The organism is Faecalibacterium sp. 3, assembly GCF_048323735.1.
Lineage (GTDB): Bacteria > Bacillota > Clostridia > Oscillospirales > Ruminococcaceae > Faecalibacterium > Faecalibacterium wellingii.
In genome coordinates this window covers 1,469,989-1,490,983 of the sequence record NZ_JBLWFN010000001.1, presented here as the reverse complement: position 1 = coordinate 1,490,983, position 20,995 = coordinate 1,469,989, and the positions used below count along the sequence as shown (strand labels likewise).

General features: G+C 60.8%; 18 protein-coding genes. 11 read left to right on the top strand and 7 right to left on the bottom strand.

Annotated elements, in window-relative coordinates; genetic code table 11:
* The first annotated feature begins 211 nt into the window (after positions 1-211).
* The 3 genes from ACNSPV_RS06965 (at position 212) to ACNSPV_RS06955 (ending at position 2,810) form a co-directional block, all read left to right on the top strand.
* The gene (locus tag ACNSPV_RS06965) at positions 212-1,444 is read left to right on the top strand and encodes a glycerate kinase (RefSeq protein WP_348583946.1); all 1,233 of its coding nucleotides are present in this window, start codon (positions 212-214) and stop codon (positions 1,442-1,444) included.
* A gap of 134 nt (positions 1,445-1,578) precedes the next feature.
* Entirely contained in the window at positions 1,579-2,610 is a 1,032-nt protein-coding gene (locus ACNSPV_RS06960; RefSeq protein WP_339396067.1) for an SPFH domain-containing protein, read from the top strand.
* Complete coding sequence (locus ACNSPV_RS06955) at positions 2,610-2,810, top strand: PTS ascorbate transporter subunit IIC (protein ID WP_005940562.1); 201 nt, start codon at positions 2,610-2,612, stop codon at positions 2,808-2,810. Before ACNSPV_RS06960 ends, ACNSPV_RS06955 begins: the two co-directional genes overlap by 1 nt.
* A 121-nt stretch (positions 2,811-2,931) precedes the next feature.
* Here ACNSPV_RS06955 and glpK read toward each other — a convergent pair whose 3' ends face one another.
* The 7 genes from glpK to ACNSPV_RS06920 all read right to left on the bottom strand — a co-directional run bounded on the left by glpK (position 2,932) and on the right by ACNSPV_RS06920 (position 11,169).
* On the bottom strand, positions 2,932-4,425 hold the full coding sequence (gene glpK / locus ACNSPV_RS06950) for a glycerol kinase GlpK (protein WP_348583948.1): 1,494 nt from the start codon (positions 4,423-4,425) through the stop codon (positions 2,932-2,934).
* 36 nt (positions 4,426-4,461) lie between these two features.
* Positions 4,462-4,815: a DUF1667 domain-containing protein gene (locus ACNSPV_RS06945; RefSeq protein ID WP_249238263.1), complete on the bottom strand. Its 354-nt coding sequence runs from the start codon at positions 4,813-4,815 to the stop codon at positions 4,462-4,464.
* Positions 4,812-6,071, bottom strand: coding sequence for an NAD(P)/FAD-dependent oxidoreductase (locus ACNSPV_RS06940; protein ID WP_348583950.1), 1,260 nt, complete (start codon positions 6,069-6,071; stop codon positions 4,812-4,814). Before ACNSPV_RS06940 ends, ACNSPV_RS06945 begins: the two co-directional genes overlap by 4 nt.
* A complete protein-coding gene (locus ACNSPV_RS06935; protein ID WP_348583952.1) occupies positions 6,064-7,509 on the bottom strand; it encodes an NAD(P)/FAD-dependent oxidoreductase in 1,446 nt (481 codons plus the stop codon). The genes ACNSPV_RS06940 and ACNSPV_RS06935 overlap by 8 nt, the downstream gene beginning before the upstream one ends.
* A gap of 241 nt (positions 7,510-7,750) precedes the next feature.
* Positions 7,751-8,164, bottom strand: a complete 414-nt coding sequence (locus ACNSPV_RS06930) for an EamA family transporter (RefSeq protein WP_348583953.1) — start codon at positions 8,162-8,164, stop codon at positions 7,751-7,753.
* Positions 8,165-8,254: 90 nt separating this feature from the next.
* Positions 8,255-9,805 (bottom strand): helix-turn-helix transcriptional regulator, encoded by a 1,551-nt coding sequence (locus ACNSPV_RS06925; protein ID WP_348583955.1) that lies wholly within the window; start codon positions 9,803-9,805, stop codon positions 8,255-8,257.
* 32 nt (positions 9,806-9,837) lie between these two features.
* Complete coding sequence (locus tag ACNSPV_RS06920; protein WP_348583957.1) at positions 9,838-11,169, bottom strand: ABC transporter substrate-binding protein; 1,332 nt, start codon at positions 11,167-11,169, stop codon at positions 9,838-9,840.
* 653 nt (positions 11,170-11,822) lie between these two features.
* On the opposite strand from ACNSPV_RS06920, the gene ACNSPV_RS06915 reads away from it, so the two are divergent.
* The 8 genes from ACNSPV_RS06915 (at position 11,823) to ACNSPV_RS06880 (ending at position 20,980) form a co-directional block, all read left to right on the top strand.
* Positions 11,823-12,431: a twin-arginine translocation signal domain-containing protein gene (locus ACNSPV_RS06915; RefSeq protein WP_348583959.1), complete on the top strand. Its 609-nt coding sequence runs from the start codon at positions 11,823-11,825 to the stop codon at positions 12,429-12,431.
* A 122-nt stretch (positions 12,432-12,553) separates the two neighbouring features.
* Entirely contained in the window at positions 12,554-13,126 is a 573-nt protein-coding gene (locus ACNSPV_RS06910; protein ID WP_348583961.1) for a twin-arginine translocation signal domain-containing protein, read from the top strand.
* Between the two features lie 91 nt (positions 13,127-13,217).
* The gene (locus tag ACNSPV_RS06905) at positions 13,218-13,784 is read left to right on the top strand and encodes a twin-arginine translocation signal domain-containing protein (RefSeq protein ID WP_348583962.1); all 567 of its coding nucleotides are present in this window, start codon (positions 13,218-13,220) and stop codon (positions 13,782-13,784) included.
* Positions 13,785-13,861: 77 nt separating this feature from the next.
* Positions 13,862-15,412 (top strand): acid-shock protein, encoded by a 1,551-nt coding sequence (locus ACNSPV_RS06900; RefSeq protein ID WP_348583963.1) that lies wholly within the window; start codon positions 13,862-13,864, stop codon positions 15,410-15,412.
* 18 nt (positions 15,413-15,430) lie between these two features.
* On the top strand, positions 15,431-16,981 hold the full coding sequence (locus ACNSPV_RS06895) for an acid-shock protein (protein WP_348583965.1): 1,551 nt from the start codon (positions 15,431-15,433) through the stop codon (positions 16,979-16,981).
* A 38-nt stretch (positions 16,982-17,019) separates the two neighbouring features.
* Entirely contained in the window at positions 17,020-18,576 is a 1,557-nt protein-coding gene (locus ACNSPV_RS06890) for a hypothetical protein (RefSeq protein ID WP_348583966.1), read from the top strand.
* A 71-nt stretch (positions 18,577-18,647) separates the two neighbouring features.
* Complete coding sequence (locus ACNSPV_RS06885; RefSeq protein ID WP_348583968.1) at positions 18,648-20,084, top strand: SPFH domain-containing protein; 1,437 nt, start codon at positions 18,648-18,650, stop codon at positions 20,082-20,084.
* Between the two features lie 29 nt (positions 20,085-20,113).
* On the top strand, positions 20,114-20,980 hold the full coding sequence (locus ACNSPV_RS06880) for a DUF4428 domain-containing protein (protein WP_348583970.1): 867 nt from the start codon (positions 20,114-20,116) through the stop codon (positions 20,978-20,980).
* Positions 20,981-20,995: the final 15 nt, after the last annotated feature.

Below are 20,995 nucleotides of genomic sequence, written 5' to 3'. Positions count from 1 at the left end.
ATATGATCCTGCCGGAAAATATTCCACGGCTTATTATAGCGTCACAGCCGTGCAACTGTCAATGCATTTTTCGCTATTTTAGCTGTTATATCAGTTTTTTTCACCCTTATTTTTCTTTGAAATCAAGGAAGAAACCCGGCAGAGCTGCACTTTAAAAGAATGCAGAAACGCGCTATACTAAAAGCAAAAACAGTTAGTGGAGGAATGCTTTATGAATTCGACTCTGCGAAGGGATGCAGATGCCATCATCCGCTCCAGCCTGAACGCCGTTCTCCCGGACGAAGCCGTGCGCCGTGCGTTGAACGCCTTTGCGCCGAGGGGCGGCAGAGTGCTGCTGGTGGCAGCGGGCAAGGCGGCCTGGCAGATGGCACACGCTGCGGTGGAAGCACTGGGCCGTGTGGACGGCGGTGTGGTGGTGACCAAATACGGCCACGTAAAGGGTGAGATCCCGGGCGTGACCTGCTGTGAAGCAGGCCATCCGGTCCCGGACGAGAACAGCTTTGCTGCCACCGAAAAGGCGCTGGCCCTTGTGCAGGGCCTGACGGCAGAGGATACCGTGCTGTTCCTGCTCTCCGGCGGCGGCAGCGCATTGTTCGAGCGGCCGCTGCTGCCCGGGGAAGAGCTGCAGGACATCACAAGCCAGCTTCTCGCCAGCGGGGCCGATATCGTGGAAATGAACATCATCCGCAAGCGGCTTTCCGCTGTCAAGGGCGGACGGTTTGCGCAGGCCTGTGCCCCGGCAGAGGTATTCAGCATCGTGCTCAGTGACATCCTCGGCGACCCGCTGGACATGATCGCCAGCGGCCCGGCGGTGCCGGACACCTCCACCTGCGCACAGGCCCTTGCCATTGCGGAAAAGTACCATTTAAACCTGTCGGAACAGGCAAAGACGCTGCTGCAGCAGGAAACGCCCAAAGCGCTGGACAACGTGACCACCCGGATCACCGGCAGTGTGCGGGAACTGTGCACCGCTGCGGCCAATGCTTGCCGGGAATTGGGCTATGAGCCCATCCTGCTGACCGACCAACTTTGCTGTGAGGCCCGGGAAGCAGGCAGTTTTCTTAGCTCCATCGTCCGCACCCACACGGGGCACGGGAAAAAGCTGGCCTATATCGCAGGCGGCGAGACGGTCGTCCACCTGACCGGCAGGGGCCTCGGCGGGCGGAATCAGGAGCTGGCGCTTGCGGCAGCTCCCGCCATTGCAGGGCGGAACGCGGCAGTGTTCTCGGTGGGCAGCGACGGCACCGATGGCCCCACCGATGCTGCAGGCGGCTATGTGGACGGCGAGACCCTTGCTGCGCTGGCTGCAAAAGGCTGGAACGTGTTTGACACCCTGCAGCACAACGATGCCTACCACGCCCTCCGGGCTGTGGAGGGGCTCATCATGACCGGAGCCACCGGCACGAACGTCAACGATGTGGCCGTGGCATTGCTCCGGGACTGAGAAGCCGGTTTTATAAACATTGTACCCCGCCTGAAGGGATTTTGGCCTCCGGGGCTTGACAGCAAAAGTTCAAAGTGATATGATTTTGATATCATAAAGAAGCGTTTTCAAACCCTGATAAGAAGGAGACCATTATGGAAGAGAAAATTCTGCAGACCAAAAAGAACGGCATGGTCATGCTGCTGCTCACCCTGCTGGGCTATGTGGTGTTCACGGTACTGTTCGTGTACAGCCTGATCCTGCTGGACACCAGCCTGTTCCCGGGCATTCTGCTCATGGCGCTGTCCATCCTGTACTGGGTGGCGGGCATTTTCCTGTTCTGCGGCCTGAAGGTGCTCAAGCCGCAGGAAGCACTGGTGCTCACCCTCTTCGGTGATTACATCGGCACCTTAAAGGGGCAGGGCTTTTACTGGGTGAATCCGTTCTGTACCGCAGTCAATCCTGCAGCGGGCACAAAGCTCAGCCAGAGCGGCGATGTGAACAGCGGCGAAACCGGCATGGCGGCCCTGCTCAAGGCAGGTAACAGCAGTGCCCAGACCGCAGAATCTACCAGCAAGAAGATCTCGCTCAAAATGATGACCCTCAACAACTCCCGCCAGAAGATCAACGACTGTCTGGGCAACCCGGTGGAGATCGGCATTGCGGTCATCTGGCGGGTCACCGACACCGCAAAGGCCGTGTTCAATGTGGACAACTATAAGGAATACCTCTCCCTGCAGTGCGACAGCGCCCTGCGCAACGTGGTGCGCGTTTACCCTTATGATGTAGCCCCCAATGTGGACACCACCGGCGACGGCGTGGCCGATGAGGGCAGTCTGCGCGGTTCCTCGGAGGTGGTAGCCGCCCGCATCCGGGACGAGATCCAGAAGAATGTTGAGCAGGCCGGCATCGAAGTGGTGGAGGCCCGCATCACCTATCTGGCCTATGCGCCGGAGATCGCAGCCGTGATGCTGCAGCGCCAGCAGGCAAGCGCCATCATCGACGCCCGCAAGATGATCGTGGACGGCGCCGTGGGCATGGTGGAAATGGCCCTGGACCGCCTGAGCGAAAACAAGGTGGTGGAGCTGGACGACGAACGCAAGGCGGCGATGGTCTCCAATCTGCTGGTGGTGCTGTGCGGCAACCGTGACGCACAGCCCATTGTGAACAGCGGCAGCCTGTACTGATGGCAGAGCCCAAAAAGCAGGTGCCCCTGCGCCTGAACGCGAAGCTCTACGACGCCCTTGCCGCCTGGGCAGAGGATGACTTCCGCTCGGTGAACGGACAGATCGAGTATCTGCTCACCGAGTGCGTGCGTCAGCGCAAAAAGAACGGGAAGTATGTCTCGGATCAGATCGACGTCCCGCCCGAACTCGACATCAAATGATGTAATAATCTGGCCCGATGGGCCGCTGCAAACAGCTCCATACAAAAAATGAGACAGGCTTCCCCGAAAACAAGGGGCTGCCTGTCTCATTTTTGCTGTAAGTGATCGTGAGCGAAAATCTTCAATGCTCTGCCCAGTCGCTGCTGCGGCCCACGGCCTTGTGCCAGCCTGCCAGCAGGCGGGTGCGTTCGGCCTCGTCCATCTGCGGGACAAAGGTCATGTTGCAGTGCCACAGGCTGCGGATCTCGTCCCGGTCCTTCCACACACCGGTGGCAAGGCCCGCCAGATAGGCGGCTCCCAGAGCGGTCGTCTCCCGGATGGCCGGGCGCAGCACGGTCTTGTTCAGGATGTCGGCTTGGAACTGCATCAGGAACTGGTCACGGGAGGCGCCGCCATCCACCTTCAGCGAGGTGATGGGCACGCCGATGTCTTTTTCCATAGCCGCCACAAGATCGGCGCTCTGGTAGGCGATGGATTCCTCCGCCGCGCGGATGATATGGTTTTGGGTGGTACCGCGGGTGATGCCCACGATGGCACCGCGGGCGTACATATCCCAGTACGGTGCACCCAGACCGGTAAAGGCGGGCACGATGTAAACGCCGCCGTTGTCCGGCACCTTCTGGGCGTAGTATTCCGCGTCGCGGCTTTCCTGGATCATGCGCAGACCGTCGCGCACCCACTGGATCACAGCACCGCCCACAAAGACGCTGCCCTCCAGCGCATACTCCACCCTGCCGTTCAGGCTGATGGCAATGGTAGAGATCAGGCCGTTCCGGCTGCGGCAGATGGTGTCGCCAGTGTTCATCAGCAAAAAGCAGCCGGTGCCGTAGGTGTTCTTGGCCTCGCCCTTGCTAAAGCAGCTCTGCCCGAACAGCGCAGCCTGCTGGTCACCGGCAATCCCGGCCACCGGGATCTGCACACCGCACAGGTCGGTGGTACCGTAGACCTCGCTGGAATCGGTCACGCGGGGCAGGATGCAGCGCGGGATATCCAGCGCTTTGAGCAGAGTGTCGTCCCAGTCCAGCGTGCGGATGTTATACAGCATGGTGCGGCTGGCGTTGGTGCGGTCGGTGACGTGCACTCTGCCGCCGGTCAGCTTCCAGACCAGCCATGTGTCCACAGTGCCGAACAGGATCTCCCCTGCCTCGGCCCGCTCCCGCGCACCGGGCACATTGTCCAAGATCCACTTGATCTTCGTTGCGGAGAAATAGGCATCGGGCATCAGGCCGGTGTTCTCCCGGATGTAGTCTGCCATGCCGGGCTGCTGCAGCAGTTCATCCACCAGCGGTGCCGTGCGGCGGCACTGCCAGACGATGGCGTTATAGATGGGGCGGCCGGTGGCCTTTTCCCACAGGATGGTGGTCTCCCGCTGGTTGGTGATGCCAATGGCGGCAATGTCGTGGACATCGACGCCGCTCTGGGCCACCACCTCGTTCATGACTCCATACTGGGTGGACCAGATCTCCATGGGGTTGTGCTCCACCCAGCCCTGCTGTGGATAGATCTGCTCAAACTCGCGCTGCTGCACCGCAATGATGTTCTGCTCATTGTCGAACAGGATGGCACGGCTGCTGGTGGTTCCCTGATCCAGCGCCAGAACATATTTTGTACTCATGCTTTTGCTACCTCCGTATCGTTTCAGGAGTGTATATTACAGATTTCGCGTCGCCACAATGTCCACGCCGGTGCCGCACACGTCGGCCAGCACCACCTGCCCGGTGCGGACGGGTGCGTGCAGGGTGACGCGGTCCAGCGCAGCCATGACCTCGGTCATCTTCTCTTTGGGCACAGCCTGCGCAGTCTTTACCGGGCAGCGCGGATACAGTCCACCCTCTACCCGCACGGTGCTGGTGAGGATGCGGGTGGGGTGGGTCAGTTCCTCCCTGCCGTAGGCGGCACCGTTGGGGCAGGCGTTTCCCGTTACATTATAATCATTTTCCGGGTCCACCTGCAAGTGGCAGCCGCAGGGACAGCAGATGCAAATAACTTCTTTGATACGGCTCATTCTGCAATAACCTCCTCTACCGCGACGGTCAGAGGGCCGTCCGCTTTTTCCAGCAGGACTTTTGGAAGGGTGATGTGCTCCATCTCACCGGGTGCCATGCGCTGGCGCTTGAACCGGGCCAACTGCCTGCCGCCGCAGGCCACTGTGATCTGGCTGGGGCCGTAGTTCTGCCGCACGCGGAAGGAAATATTCACGCTCCTGTCCACATCAGCGGGGCGCACCCGCTGCGGCACGGTGTAGCCCACGCCATTGCCCGGGACAAGGTCAAGCACAACCGTATCGGAGGCTTCGCCCTTCAAAACATAGGCCGCCGCAGAAGCACCGGCAAGGTCGCTTTCGCCCGAAACGAAGTCCACCAGATCATGCACATGCACCACGTTGCCGCAGGCGAACACACCGGGGATACCGGTCTCCATATTCTCGTAGACCACAGCGCCCTTGGTGTGGGGATCCATGGGGATCCCGGCCTGCCGGGTCAACTCATTTTCCGGGATCAGGCCAACGCTGAGCAGGATGGTGTCCACATCAAATTCCATTTCGGTGCCCGGGATGGGGCGGCGGTTCTCGTCCACCTTGGCAACGATGGCCTTTTCCACGCGGGCCTTGCCCTGAATATCCACGATGGTGTGGGACAGATACAGAGGGATGTCGAAATCCTGCAGGCACTGCACGATGTTGCGGGTCAGGCCGCCGGAATACGGCATGACCTCCACGCAGGCCAGCACTTTGGCCCCTTCCAGCGTCATGCGGCGGGCCATGATCAGGCCGATGTCGCCGCTGCCGAGGATGAGCACCCGCTTGCCTACCAGATAGCCCTCCATGTTGACATAGCGCTGGGCAGCACCGGCGGTGTAGATGCCGGCAGGGCGGGTGCCCGGGATGCCGATGGCACCGCGGGTGCGTTCCCGGCAGCCCATGCAGAGGATGATGCTTCTGGCTTCCAAAATCTGATAACCCTTTTCCCGGCTGACACAGTGGATCTTTTTGTCCGGGGTGACCTCCAGCACCATGGTGCCCAGCTCCACCCGCACGCCGGTGGATTGCAGCAGTTCAATGCATCGGCCGGCATACTCCGGGCCGGTGAGCTGCTCCCCAAAGCGGTGCAGACCAAAGCCATTGTGGATGCACTGGTTCAGGATGCCGCCCAGTTCGTTGTCCCGCTCCAAAATCAGAATATCGCGCAGACCATGCTGCCATGCGCTGTAAGCTGCGGCAAGGCCTGCCGGGCCGCCGCCGACGATGACCAGATCAATCATGGTGATTTTCCTCCTGCTTGGTTTCGCACAGTAAGACGTTGGTACCGGCTTTATCCTGCAGCACGTCCAGCGGGCTGATGCCCAGCGTTTTGCTGATCAGCTCCAGCACCCGCGGCCCGCAGAAGCCGCCCTGACAGCGGCCCATACCGGCACCGCAACGGCGCTTGACGCCGTCGATGGTGGTGGCGGGGATCTCTTCCCGCAGGGCGTTCAGGATCTCCCCCTCGGTGATCGTCTCGCAGCGGCAGACCACGCGGCCGTATGCGGGATCTTCCGCAATGAGCCGGGCCTTTTCTTCCGGCGAACACTCCTTAAAGCGCACTCTGGTGCGGCCGTCCCTGTAGTCTGTCTTGGCGGCGGGCAGGTCGCCGTGGGCCTTCAGGATCTTGGTAACTTCCTTTGCGACAGCCGGGGCGCTGGACAGGCCGGGCGATTTCATACCGGCCAGATCAATGAAACCGGGCGCGCCCTCTGCTTCGCCGATAACGAAGTCGCCCGTATCCACATTGGCGCGGACGCCCGCAAAGTTGCGGATGGACTCCCCGAACCGGATGCTCGGCACGCTGCGGCGGGCTGCGGCGCTGACAAAAGCCAGACCGGCAGCGGTGCAGGCGGTGTTGTCGCCCTCTACCCGAACGGCGTCCGGGCCAACAAGCAGGTTGCCGTGGACGGTGGGCGCGACCAGAACGCCCTTGCCGTTTTCGTTGGGGCACTGGAAGATGACGTGGTGCACACGGCTGCCCTCGGATTTGTCCAGCAGGTAGTATTCGCCGCGGGTGGGCTGGATGGTAAATTTGTGGGGCGCAGCCATATCGTGCACGGCCTGTGCCGAGATGCCTGCCGCATTGATGATGTAGCGGGTCTCCACGATGCCATCGGGCGTTGTCAGTGCCCATCCGCCGGCAGTCTTTTCAATGTGGGTCACAGGGCAGCTGCGGTGCAGCTCCACGCCGTTGCGCACAGCTACTTCTGCCATGGCCAGTGCAAAGTCCCACGGGCTGACGATGGCGGCGCTGGGCGCATACAGCGCGCCAACCACATTGGAGGCCAGATTCGGCTCCATGGCAAGCGTTTCCTCTGCGGAAAGCAGCCGGATGCCCGGCACGCCGTTGGCGATGCCGTTCTCATACAGTTTCTGCAGGTGGGGCAGCTCCTCCGGGCTGAGGGCCAGCACCAGACTGCCGCACTGATGGTACGGCACATCCAGACGGGCACAGATCTCCTTGGCCAGTGCAGAACCCTCCACGTTGAGCCGTGCCATCCGGGTGCCCGGCTCGGGATCGTATCCGGCGTGCAGAATAGCACTGTTGGCCTTGGTCGTGCAGTCTGCCACATCGTTTTCCGCCTCAAAGACCGCGGTCTGCAGCCGGTAGTGTGACAGCTCGTAGGCACTTGCTGCGCCGATGACGCCGCAGCCGATGATCGCTACATCCAGCATAAATACCTCCTGATCGCTCTGTTTTCCGAACAGAAGAAAAAGAGCAGAGCAAACAAAAGGGTTTTTGCTTTCCCTCTTGTTTGTTCTGCTCGATTCTCTGAACAAACTTTTATTGTTTTTATAATAACGCAGTCCGCATAAGATGTCAAGGCATTTGTTCAAAAATAATAGTCATATCAGACGAAAGTGCTCGATCTGCAGGCTGCAGCACCGCGCAACGTGTCGCAGCCATTTCTTGTTTTTATAATACCATGAACAAGGTTCCTGCCGCAATGAGCGCACAGCCGATCAGATTTTTGGCCGTGAACGGCTCATGCAGGATGAAAAATGCCAGTGCCAGCGTGATGACCACGCTCAATTTATCGATAGGAACCACCTTGGACGCTGCACCGATCTGCAGAGCGTGATAGTAGCACAGCCAGCTTGCACCCGTGGCAAGGCCGGATAGGATCAGGAACAGCCAGCTTTTGTGAGAAATATCCCCGATGCCGGTCTGTGTTCCCGTCAGAAACACCATGCCCCAGCTCATCAGGAGCACAACTGCAGTGCGAATGGCCGTGGCAAGCGTGGAATTTACTCCGTCAATGCCGATCTTCGCAAGAATAGAAGTCAATGCGGCAAATACCGCTGACCCCAACGCAAAAACAAACCACATGCTGCTTCCTCCTGTTTTTCTCAACTCTACCACCATTTCAGGTCTATTTCAAGTAAAGGTGTTTGGGATAGCGGTGCGGGAGCATTCCGTTCAGCGGCCTTTCGGCGGGGCGTTTTCGTCCGGGGCGCTGCCGCTGCCGGAATTCAGGATCGCCACGAACTGCTGCAGCTGCTTGAGGGAGCTGACACCCAGTTTGTCGTAGATGTTCTTGTTGTGGAAGCGCAGGGTGCTGTCCTTGATATCCAGCTGCTGCGCGATCTCCCGGGTGCGCAGCCCGGCGGCGTAGCCGTCAAAGATGCGGCGTTCGGTCTTGGTCAGGGTGGGGATGCCCGCCACAAAGGTCTGGAAGGCATCGGGCACCGACTCGTTGCGGCACACGTCCGCCAGCCGGGACAGCTCAGTCTGCATCTGCTGGCGTTCCAGCTGCAGCTCGTCCATCCGCCGCCGGGACTCCCGCCGGTCCTCCTCGAACTGCCGGAACGCAGGCGAGAGGATGCGCCGATGGAAGTTCATGCAGCAGAACACCACGAAAAAGGCGATGAACAGGCCGATGAGCAGCATCTGCAGATTGCCGGAAAAGACCAGTCTCCGGTAGTCTGCCATGGGGATGCACACCGCCAGCCGGTAGGACTGGCTCTCGCTCAGGCGGCACAGCTGGGAGATGCCCGCATAGGCGCTGTCGGGGCCGGTCAACTGGGTCAGCCCGCCGCCCATGCTGCGCAGCATCAGCGTGTCCCGGGGGGCATGGTAGTAGCCGCCGGTGGTGCCGCTGCTGAGGGCGGCATCGGCAGCAAGGCCGTCCCCCGCCGGGGCCAGCAGGCAGCTCAGCCGGTCAAAGCCGGTGGGCTGGGCAAAGTTCTGCTTGAAGTAGCTCTCGCTGATCTCAAAGCCGCACAGCCCGTACATCGTGCCGTCCCGCCCCCGCAGAGGCAGCAAAAACAGCTGCACCTCCTCCGAGGTGCCGGGCAGCTCGAACCGCTCGGTCAGCGTATAGGACTGGTACAGCGGGGCGCTGCCGGGGGTCATCCAGCGGTCGTAGTCCGGGAACTGGTCGGTCTGGAACTCCATGCGCCACTTGCGGTGGGGCATCACGCTGTGGGCCTTGCCCACCTCCGCACTGCCCCGGTACAGCAGCAGGGGCACGGTGGGGGTGTCGGCACCGCTTTTCTGCACATACAGCCCGGCGCGGGAATGCTCTGCCCCCTCCATGCGGGTGTTGACGGTGGCATCCAGCAGCACAAAGGCGCCGGAACAGCCGGTCTGGCGCAGACGGCGGCACAGCGGCTCGATCATTTCCTCCTCCAGCGCGTTCAGCACCTCGGGAGAGTCGTTCAGCTGGGCAAAGGACATCTGCCGCAGGGCAAGCTCCTTGTCCACCTCTGCACTCATGTCCTCGGACAGGTTCACGCCCATGACCGCCAGCTGTTCAAAATAGCGCTCCATATCGTTCTGGAACACCGAAAACTGGATCTGCAGACTGCGGCTGATGTCCTTTTTGGTGTTGTGCAGGCTGGCAAACAGGAACAGCGCCGCACCAAAGGTCAACACCAGCAGCACCACCAGCAGCAGGCAGGCCCACAGCAGCCGGCTGCTCATGGGGCTTTGGCGGATCTTTTCACGGTGCCGGTCAACAAAGTGCATCAAAGTCCCTCCTTTCCGGCTGAGCGGCAGGCTCAGGCATTGTCACACAGCAGCTGCCATGTCTCCTCGGCAAGGGCTTCCAGCGTTTCGCCGTCCGCAAGGCGCTGGGGATAGTCCTTCTGGCGCTGGCGCAGGCTGTCGTACAAGGTTTTGGCCTTGGCGTGGTACCCCACGATGCCCGGTTCGGACAGGGGGGTGTTCTGGATGCGCATTTCGTTGTAGACGTCGTACAGCCGCTGATAGCTCTGCTGCTCAAAGGGATAGTCCGCAATGGCGTCAAAGGCGGCGCTGGACACCGGCATGTAGCCGGTATCGGCGGCAAATTCCAGATTGCGCTGCTGTTCGGTGAGCCAGCGCAGGAACACGGCGGCGGCTTCGGCCTTCTGGTCGGTGGTCTTGAAGGCGCACAGGCCCACACCGGCCTGCGGCATCAGGGGCGTGGCGGTGCCTGCGGCGTGGGGCAAAGGAGCCAGCAGCAGGTCGGTGGGCTCGGTGGTGTTGTCCGGGTAGGTGACGAAATCATTGTAATAAAGGATGGCCGCAGAGCTGCCAAGGCCCGCCAGCGTCTCGCCGGTCATCACCTGCGTGTTGGAGTACAGGTCCGACACCAGAATATCGCCCTGCACCAGCGCCCGGGCAAACTCCATCCACGAAGCGCGGAAGGTCTCGTTGGTCAGATCGTACCAGCTGCCCTTGTACAGCTCTGCGCTGCCCTGCTCCAGCGCGTTCAGCTCCACCAGACGCAGGGGGTAATCCAGCGCGCAGAAGGGCTTGCCCTGCGACCACTGCCGGTAGGTACCTGCCATTTCAAAAAAGCCGTCCCATGTGGCAAGGGTGGAAAGCTGCGCCCCGGTGTCCGCCGCAAACCGGGCGTACTGGGAGCCGTTCAAAAAGATGAGCTGGGTGGATTTGGACACCGGGAACACCACCTGCCGCCCGTCAATGATGCCGTCCTGCACAAAGCCGGGCACATAGGCCGCCATGTCCTCGGCGGTGAACCAGTCGTTCCAGTCCACAAGGTCCTCAATGCCCAGAGCGCTGGCGTCCGCGGGGTGGGCCGAGAACAGGTCCGGCAGGTCCAGCGCGCCGGGCTTGCCGGCCTTGGCGTCCTGCAGCTGGCCGCCGATGGCGGCGCTGTTGGTCATGTTGGTCACGTTGAGCAGGATGCCCTTCTCCCTGCCAACCGTGTCGTTGAACTCGGTCAGCAGGCGGTTCATGGGCGAGTCGGCCTGTTCGCCGTACACATGCCAGATGCTGAGCATGGTGGGGTCCTTGGGAGAAAGCAGGGTCTTGCTGCCGCCGCAGCCCGCAAGTGCCAGACCGGGGACGAGCGCCGCAAGCTTTAAAAATGTCCTTCGTTCCATTTATCATGACTCCTTTCCGCACATTGCAGCCAGAGGGGGAAAACCGGCACAGGCAGGGCTGCAGCTGCCTGTTTTTTGGGGGGAACTGCCCCAAAATCCCCCCAATTTTGGGCTTTTTGGGGGGATTTTTTGAGGGGGAAGCCCCAAACCCCCAAAAATTTTTTTGGAATTGCCCCCCCAAAAACGGCTTTTCTGAGGGGGCAATTTTTTCCCGGGTATGGTACAGTACAACCAGAAAAAGTCCTGCGCCGGTGCAGAAAGCCTGTCGCTGTGCACAAAACGTGTCAACAGGCATCTGCGGATTCTATTCATAAGGATAGCATAAGATGGAGCGGACTGCAAGTGCAGAGAATACCCGACTACGGAAATCATTTTTTGCAGCTTGACCCGGAGAAAAAGCCTTCACCCCTTGGGGACAGATTTCCCCCGCACCGGGGGAAAATGTCGAATAGCGACAAAAGGGGGAGCAGGTGGCGCGTAGCGCCGGATGAGGGGTATTCAGGGCAAAATGCTGTTGTCCTGCGCCCTCATCAGTCACCTGCGGTGACAGCTTCCCCCGACCGGGGGAAGCCTTCATGCGGAAAGTTGATTTTCGTAACACCCAAACCAGAGCCCCCTAAAAAGCAGGGGGACCAACAGAAAGGAGCACCCCCATGAAAGAGATGAACCGACGCGAATTCCTCACCCTCTCCGGCGCAGCCGTTGTGGCGCTCTCGCTGGCAGGCTGCGGCGGCGGGCCCTCCGTGCCTCCCGCACCCGCAGCACCCACCCAAAAGGAGCTGGACCTCCTTAAGGCCCTCAACGAGACGCTCATAGACTATTGGAATGATCGGGGACACCCTGAAATGATCAGAACGCTGGGCTACAGTCAGGATGCATCCGACTTCGCGAGACACTTTGTCAGTCCCTGCGTGAAGGCGGACAAGGCAGAGGTGGAGATGACCCCGGAGCAGAACGCTGCCTTTGAAAAAGAGATGCAGGAACGACGGAAGGCCCTCCAGATAAAGTACGGATCAGAGATGTCTCTGCGAGAGGGGGTCGTGGGGTGCAGCTATGTGCTGGGCTACCCTGAACTCCATGACTATGGCATGGAGCTGACGATCCCGTATGAACTGAGCGGCGAGAATTTCAAGGATACGTTCCTTAAGATGGTCAATGCCATGGACATGGAAACCAGAGATCTCGGCATCTACTGCCCCACCGTTGCGGGAACGGACTATATCGTGATAGCGCCTCTGTCGGATAGGCGGCACAATAAGTAGTTGTAACACCCCTGTCGGATCTGCGCTGAGCCGCAGCTGATTTTTTAAAGCACATCACCCGCCCCGGGCACGGCAACCTCATAACGTGCCCGGTGGCTTTATAAGAAGAAAGGAGCACCCCCATGAAAGAACTGAACCGACGCGAATTCCTCACCCTTACCGGCGCAGCCGTTGTGGCGCTCTCGCTGGCAGGCTGCGGCGCCCCCTCCGCACCTTCCGCACCCGCAGCACCCACCGGCAAGGAAGCCGAGCTGCTGGCAGCCATCAACAAGGTCTGGAAGGAAAATTTTAATGCAAATCTGGTTGACCATGAGCAGCTGATTCTCAATCAGGAGGCGCAGGGAGCCATAAAAATCCAAGGAGGAATCTTCGAGGACGCAAAAGAATCGGTGCATACGCTGACTACGGAAGACATGCAGAAACTGGTTGATATTCAAAAGTGGGAAATCTCAATGAAGAAAAAGTATGATCTTGGAGGCGCTGCCGGTTTCTCCGAACCGACTGGCGAGGAAGGAAATATGGAGGTATCCTTGACGTTTGAGTATTCCTGCGAGGGTGCGGTGGTTCAGAAATTTGTGGATAAAATCCTGAAGTATAGTCTCAGCCGGAAGGCAGAGTTCATCAGCATCTACTGCCCGGTGGTTCAGAGCACGACCTACATGATCGCTACCGTGTTCTGGAACAAAACGGCATAAGATAACAAGACATCAAAACATCCCCCTGTTTGCCCCGGGTACGGAAGCCTCACAGCGTGCCCGGGGCTTTGTAAGTGAAAGGAGCACCCCCATGAAAGAGATGAACCGACGCGAATTCCTCACCCTTACCGGCGCAGCCGTTGTGACGCTCTCTCTGGCAGGCTGCGGCGGTGCCCCCAGCGCACCGACGCCCTCCAATGACATCAGAGTCCAGCAGGCACTGGACGCCCTCAATCAGTTCCGCAGGGACAATGGTCTGATGGAGCTGGTCTATGAGAAGGAGCTGGAAGAACTTACCGACCTTCTCATCAGCCCCTTTGTAAAGGAGGGGAATCCGGTCGTTGACGCAACAAAGTTCGAAAACGATGTAAAGGTAAAGGAAGCGGAGATCAAACAGACGCTGTTTAACAAGGGGTATCCCATCTATGATCGCTATTTTACTGCGGGCCTTGGATCGATTGGACCGAAAGGAACGAACAAATTGGAGACCTTGAAATACCCCACCAACGAGGCGCAGGGACAGAAGTGGCTGACTTATATGTCGGAAGGCATCAACATGGCGGTAGACAACCCACACTGCTTTGCCATGTCGGTGCGCAACATCGGCGGTGAGAATTACTTCATCGCACTGGTGGTGGGCGAAAAGTTCTCCCATTGATCTTTGGAAATTTCCCGGCCCCGGGCACTGCCCATCCTCCTGTGTGCCCGGGGCTTTGTAAGTGAAAGGAGACAGCCATGAAACACAAATGTTTTGCTGCTGTGGTTCTGGCTGCGGCGCTGCTGCTGACCGGCTGCGGCGGCGCAGCTGCCCCCGCGGCCCCCGCAGGCTCCGGCGCAGCTTCCCAAAGCGCCGCAGCCGCAGCGGTGCAGACGGCGCAAAAGGAGCGCATCACCGACCAGTGGAGCCTTGAAAAGACGGTGCGGGGCGAGATGATCGGCGTGATGAAGCTGAGCATCCATGTGCCGCAGCTTGTGTGCGACAGCCCGGACGCCGCCGCTCTCAACGAAGAACTTGCCGCTATGTATGTGGCGGAATACAAGGATTATGAAAGCTACCCGGACGCTGAGGTGCCGCAGGGCGAAGAGTGCTCACAGACCGAGATCAACTGGGACGCCTACTGGTACGGCGACTGCGTCAGTCTTGTGATGCGCAGCCACGATTACGACGAAGCACCGTGGTATTACAGCGGGTGGTGCTTCGATTTTGCCACCGGCAGGCGGCTCACCACAGCCGAGATGCTGCAGCACATGGGTCTGGACCCGGACGAAGTACAGGCGCAGGTGCAGCGGCAGGCCATGCAGACCTTTGACCGGGAGATGGCGCAGGGCGCGTATTACGAGGGCCTGCGCAGCGGCGGGAACCTGTCGGAAATGCGGATGGGCACGCTGGAATACAATGAACTGGAAAGCCTGTGCCTGCTTTTGCCGGAACAGGACCGGCTGGTGCTCCGGGGCAAGTACTGCTCCGAGACCGACTGGGGCTGGCAGCAGCTGGATGTGGAGATTCCGCTGACCCCCGCCGCCCCCGCCGACACCCCGGTGCTGACCGACACCTACGACGGTGTGCAGGTGCAGCTGAAGGGAACACAGGCCGCCATCACCCTGAGCCCCGCGCCAAAGACCGACCAATGGGGCGACATTGGCATCCGGGTGGAACAGACGCGCACCTACCCCATCCTTGGCGCCTACAATGAATATGTGGATGTGTGCATCGGGGATCAGGCGGACGGCTTCTTCCGCCCGGTGGTCTATCTGCTGACCAAGGACGGCGTGGTGGAGTATGTGGACGTGCTGCGCTGCCTCATGTTCGGCAACGCCATGATCTGTCAGGACCCCATCTACTTTGCCAACAACGGTGTGGCGCTGGAACTCTGCGGCAGCGAGGTGAACCTGCGCCGGAAGGACGGCTCTGTGCTGGGGCTGGCTCCCCTGTCGGCAGAGTGGAGCGCGCAGGAGATCCCCTATTCCGTCACCGGCTCCTACAACTACACCTCTGAAACCGGCTGGAACTGGCTGGATCTGGGCAGCGACGGCAGCGTTCAGCTGGGCGTGCAGGACAACAGCCGCATCTATCGGGGCGACGCCGCGTATCTGGGCGTGGTGCCCGAGGGCGTGGTGCTGGGCATCTCTGCCGACGAGACCGAAGCCGGGCAGACGTCAATCGAGTTTGTGGCAGCGGTCATGACCGACCTGTACTACGAGACCCTGAGCGTTACCATGATCGCCGGGCAGAACCCCTTTGCCGAGGGCGAGACCCAGCTGCAGATGGCTCGCAGCTACGGCTGAGAACACAGGAGAAGGACCATGAAACACAAACGCCTTGCCGCTGCGGTGCTGGCGGCGGCTCTCTGGCTGACCGGCTGCGGCGGCGCGGCGGCTCCCGCTGCCCCCGCAGGCTCCGGCACTGTCCCCCAGAGCACCGCAGACACGGCGGTGCAGACAGCACAAAAAGACCGCATCACCGAGCAGTTCGCGCTGGAAAAGACCATCCGGGACGAGTACGGCATCACCCAGAAGCTGACCATCCATGTGCCGCAGCTTGTGTGCGACGGCCCGGATGCCGCCTATCTCAACGATGAGCTTGCCGCCATGTATGCGGCAGAATTCCGACAGTACGAGGACAGCCCGGAGATCGAGCCCCAGCAGGACGAGTGGTGCCCGGAGACCTACATCAACTGGGATGCCTACTGGTACGGCGACTGCGTAAGCCTTGTGGTGTTCCGCTACGACGGCGGCTCCGACCCGGGGTATTCCCGGGGCTGGTGCTTCGATTTTGCCACCGAAAAGCAGGTCTCCGTGGCGGAAATGCTGCAGCGCATGGGGCTGGACCCGGATGCCGTGCAGCAGCAGATGCTGCGCGGGGCCATGCAGACCTTTGACCGGCGCATGGCGCAGGGCGGCTACTACGAGGGCCTGCGCAGCGGCGGCAATCTGGCAAGCATGCGGATGAACACGCTGGAAAACAACCAGCTGGAGGATCTGTGCCTGCTGCCGGAGCAGGACCGGCTGGTGCTCCGGGGCGGGTGCAGCTCCCCCGCCGGCAGCGGCTGGCGGCAGCTGGATGTGGAGATCCCGCTGCAGGCTGCTGACCCGCAGCCGCAGACGGTGCTGACCGATACCTACGGCAGCGCTTCGGTGCAGCTGGAAGGAACACAGGGCACCATCACCCTGCGCCGCACGCCAGAGACCGCCGCATGGGACACGGATTACGGCATCCGGCTGGAACAGGACCGCACCTACCCCATCCTTGGCATCTATAATGAGTATATCGACCTGTGCATCGGAGAGCTGGGCGCATCCTTCCACCCGGTGGTCTATCTGCTGACGAAGGACGGCGTGGTGGAGTACGTGGACGTGCTACACTGCCTCATGTTCGGAAATGCTCTGGTCTGTCAGGACCCTATCTATATTGCAAATCAGGGCGTGGCGCTGGAACGCAGCGGCAAAGAGGTAATTCTGCATCAGGAGGATGGCTCTGTGCTGGAGCTTGCTCCCCTGACGGCAGAGTGGAACATGCAGGAGATCCCCTCGGAGGCTGTCGGTGCCTTCAACGACATGTCTGACAACCAGTTTGACTGGATGGACGTGGAAAGCAATGGTTCCGTCCAGATGGGCGTGCAGGACAACAACGTTTTCTATCAGGGCTACGCCGACTATCTGGGCGTGGTGCCGGAGGGCATGGTGCTGGGTGTCTCTGCCAACGAGACGGCGGACGGGATGCCGGGCATCACCTTTGTGGCGGCGGTGAAGTACGACCTGTACAACGAAACCCTGAGCTTTACCATGATCGACGGGCAGAACCCCTTTGCCGAGGGAAAGACCCAGCTGCAGCTGATCCGCTGCCCGGATGCCTGACCACGGCGCAGCTGAGCCCGCAGACAAGGAGGTGCAAGATGAAACACATCACTCTCTGCGGCGCGCTGGCAGTTTTGCTGGCGGCGCTGCTGGCAGGCTGCGGGGCAAGGGCCGCGGCCTCTGCCCGTCCGGCCGACAGCCGGGAGCTGAAATCGACCCCGCCGGATTCCATGCACGCCACCGCGGCGATCACCGAGCAGTACACCCTTGAAAAGGTGGTGCAGGCAGAGAACGGCAGCACCGTCCGGCTGAACATCCATCTGCCCCGGCTGGAAAGCGACAGCGCCGACGCCGCCCGCATCAACGCCGAGATCGCCCGCTACTACGAATACGATGTGCAGGAGTACGCCGACTGCCCGGAGGCAGCCGACCCGGATTCGTGGGACATCTGCATTGAGATGAACTGGAACGCCAGCTGGTACGGCGACTGCGTCAGCCTTGTGGTCAGCAGCTGCTATGGCGGTACGGATGCCCCCTTCCACAACGGCTGGTGCTTCGACTTTGAAAGCGGAAACCAGCTCACCGCCACCCAGCTGCTGCAGCGCATGGGGGCAGATCCCGCCGCGCTGGAAGAAGCACTGTACCGCGACGTGAAGCGCCGGGATGAGCTGGACCAGCAGGCCGCCTGTGAGCGGGGGCTGCTGCCTCCCGACAGCCTGAAAGAGGGCAACACCGCATGGTGGACTACGCTGGATGAATTGCCGTTTTCGTTTGACGAAGCGGGGAACGCTTCCTTCGTGGTCAGGCGGTCCAGCGCAGCGCAGGAGCAGTATGTGGACGACACACCGACCATTCCGCTGGACGCGCAGCCGCTGCCGCAGGACTGGGAGCAGCAGGTGCTGGCCGAGTGGATGGCAGTCACGGCGGTGACGCAGGGTGAAAGCTATGCCCCCGCCGACCGCAACGAAAGCTTTACCCTGCGGCTGGAAAAGGCCGAGATCACCGGCACGGTGACCGTCTCCTTCATCCGGGAAACATACGTCAGCCCGCAGATCCAGTCCGTTGCCGAGACCCGCACCGGAGAGCTGAATGCCGGCGCTGTGACTGGCTGGGACGGGGAAAAAAGTCAGGGCTGGAACCTGAAATGTCTCAGCGAGGACAGCAGAAGCTGCTGGACCATCTCCATGATGGAGGACGGTTCGCTGCGGATGCAGTCCACCGGCCCCAAAAAGGGCAGTGAGGTCTGGTACGTTTTTCAGCGCACCGAGGCATGGGACGACATCGGCTACACCGCCATCCCCCGCAGGCTGTGGGGCACTTACCGCGCCGGAGACGAGGCCGCAAAGGGAATCCGCTGGATGACCTTCCTGCCGGACGGCAGCTGCTGCATGAGCGTGGAATGGGACGGGTGGAACGGCACCCTGACCGGCACCGCCGAGGGAACACAGGGCCGCACCGAGGACGGCACCGAGCTGCACTTCACGCTGACCGACACGGACGGCAGACCGTGCGAGTTCTGGGCCATTTTGCTGAACGATGACGGCAGCCCCAGCGGCTGCAGCCTGAAATACCGCGCCGGAGAGGTGCTGTTTGACCGGGACACGTGTCCCGTTTACTGGAAAAACGACTCCCCGGATCTAACCCTTGTACCGTGACCGAAACCGGAAACCGTGCGATAACAGAAAGTTATCGTTTGCACAAATAAAACATACAGGAGGAAATTACTATGGGTCTTATCAAAGCAGGTATGGGCGCACTGGGCGGAACCCTTGCAGACCAGTGGAAGGAATTTTTCTACTGCGATTCTCTGGACAAGGATGTGCTGATGGTCAAGGGCCAGAAGCGCACCTCCCGCCGCAGTTCCAACAACGGCGAGGACAACATCATCACCAACGGCAGCGGCATCGCCGTGGCAGACGGACAGTGCATGCTCATCGTGGAGCAGGGCCGCGTGGTGGAGGTGTGCGCCGAACCGGGCGAGTTCACCTTTGACGCATCCACCGAGCCCAGCGTGTTCACCGGCAACTTCGGCGACAGTCTGGCAGCTACCTTCCAGACCGTGGCCAAGCGCTTTACCTACGGCGGCGACACCGGCAAGGATCAGCGCGTATACTACATCAACACCAAGGAGCTGGGCGAGATCCTGTACGGCACCGCCACCCCCATCCCGTTCCGCGTGGTAGTCAGCGAGGAGCGGGGCTACAAGCTCTCGGTGAACCTGCGGTGCAACGGCAGCTTCACCTGCCGCATCTGCGACCCGCTGCTGTTCTACACCAACGTGTGCAGCAACGTCTCTACCCAGTATGACGCATCCGAGATCGCACCCCGGCTGAAGAGCGAACTGATGAACGCTTTGCAGCCTGCCCTTGCCACCCTTTCGGCAAACAAGGTGCAGTATTACGAGATCCCCGCCCACACGCTGGAGATCTCCGAGGCGCTCAACGAGCAGCTCTCCAATGTCTGGCGCAAAAAGCGCGGCATTGAAGTGTTCTCCTTCAACATCAACTCCCTGTCCATCCCGGAGGAGCAGCAGAAGAAGATCACCGAGTGGGAAGAGAACGCCATGACCACCGATCCCACCACCGCTGCCGCCCGTCTGGTGGGCGGTCAGATCGACGCCATGAAGACCGCCGCCGGCAACACTGCCGGTGCCATGACCGGCTTTATGGGCATGGGCATGGCAGCCGGTGCAGGCGGCATGGGCGGCATGAGCGCCCAGAACCTGTTCGCCATGGGCCAGCAGGCCCGTCCGGACAGCGTGGACGCGCCCCAGCCGGTCAGCCGTCCCGCACCCGCCCCGGCAGACAGCTGGAAGTGCAGCTGCGGCGCCACCGTTACCGGCAAATTCTGCCCGGAATGCGGCAGCAAAAAGCCGGAGCCGAAGCCCGCTGCGGACAGCTGGACCTGCAGCTGCGGTGCCACCGTCACCGGCAAGTTCTGCCCGGAGTGCGGCAAGCCCCGCCCGGCGGCAGCAGAAGGCTGGACTTGCAGCTGCGGCGCAGTGAACAAGGGCCGCTTCTGCTCCGAGTGCGGTAAACCCAAGCCCGCCGGCACGCCCAAATATAAGTGCGACAAGTGCGGCTGGGAGCCGGAAGACCCCGCCCACCCGCCCAAGTTCTGCCCGGAGTGCGGTGACCCCTTTGACGACAGCGACCTGACCTGACAAATACAGAGCAATGAAAGGAGCATACCATGATGGGATTCTTTTCCAACCTGTTCGCAAAACAAAACTGCGCCGTCTGCGGCAAGGAGTGCGGCACCATGCACCGCTCCAAGCTGCGGGACGGACAGTTCCTCTGCGATGACTGCGGCAACAAGTGCTCCAAATATATCCGGCTCAGCGAGCTGACGCTGGACGAGGCCAAGGAGCACATGGAGTATATGGCCCGGATGAAGCGGGTGTTCGACGAGGTGTTCAACAAGACCGAGTTCCGGGTCAACGAATACCCCTCCACCCCATCGCAAATGGGGCTGGTGTTCTGCGATGAGCTGGGCATGCTGTACATCGACGACCGCACCGGCGGACGGGGCAAGATGCCGGAGCTGATCCGCTACGACCAGATCGCCAGCTATGAGGAGTATCTGGACGAGACCCCCGCCAAGGAGCCGGGCCAGGAACCCACCCTCAACGGCGGCGGCCTGAAGCTGAAGCTGGTGCAGCCCCGCAGCATCACCGAGGCCCAGACCCAGCGAGGCATGCATCCCCACCCCTACATCAAGCAGGAGCTGGTCATCTGCTTCAGCAAACGGGACCGGCGGGAGATCGGCTATGCCCACATCGCACGGCAGCATCTGGACCACATCTTCGGGGTCCACGATAATGAGACCAGCATGTTCGGCCGCCGGATGTCCAAGGCCGAGGAACGGGAGCTGAAGGGCCAGATGGGCATGATCGGTGCCATGGGTGCCGTGGCATCTGCCGCCATGAAGGGCGGGCAGCTCTCTGAGCAGGAAAAGGCCCGCTTTGTGGAGAACATCAATCTGGCAAACGACGCCCAGACCGGCGGCATGGCATTGTACAGCCGCCGTGCTGACGAAGCCTTTGCAAAGGTGCAGTGACTGAAAAAGGAGGAA